The organism is Sinorhizobium sp. P24N7, assembly GCF_042436655.1.
Lineage (GTDB): Bacteria > Pseudomonadota > Alphaproteobacteria > Rhizobiales > Rhizobiaceae > Sinorhizobium > Sinorhizobium meliloti_A.
Genome location: NZ_JBHMIW010000166.1, coordinates 1 through 299, shown reverse-complemented (window position 1 = coordinate 299; position 299 = coordinate 1). Strand labels below are relative to the sequence as shown.

Sequence of the window (299 nt, the reverse complement as noted above, 5' to 3'; positions counted from 1 at the left end):
AGATCGGCCTGCCGGTGATTGTCAAGCCAGCGGTAGGCAGCGCCAGTATCGGTGTCCGGTTGTGCCGTAACGCCGATGAATTGGCCGAGCATACGACCTACCTGGTCGGCGGGGACCACATATGGCGGTCTTCGCCGAGGATACTGGTCGAAGAATTCGCGCAAGGCCCATACTATAGCGCTGATACAATGGGAAATGAGGTTATCGCGATTGGTGCCGCTGACTTCCACCCCCCACCACAATTCGTCGTGCGTGAGACGACCTTTCCGGCCCCGCTGACTGATGACGAGCATAAACGT

The 299-nt window shown here is 58.2% G+C and carries 1 protein-coding gene; it reads left to right on the top strand.

Annotated elements, in window-relative coordinates; genetic code table 11:
* A partial coding sequence (locus ACFHWW_RS34470) for an ATP-grasp domain-containing protein (protein ID WP_379943887.1) occupies positions 1 to 299 on the top strand: 299 nt, incomplete at both ends.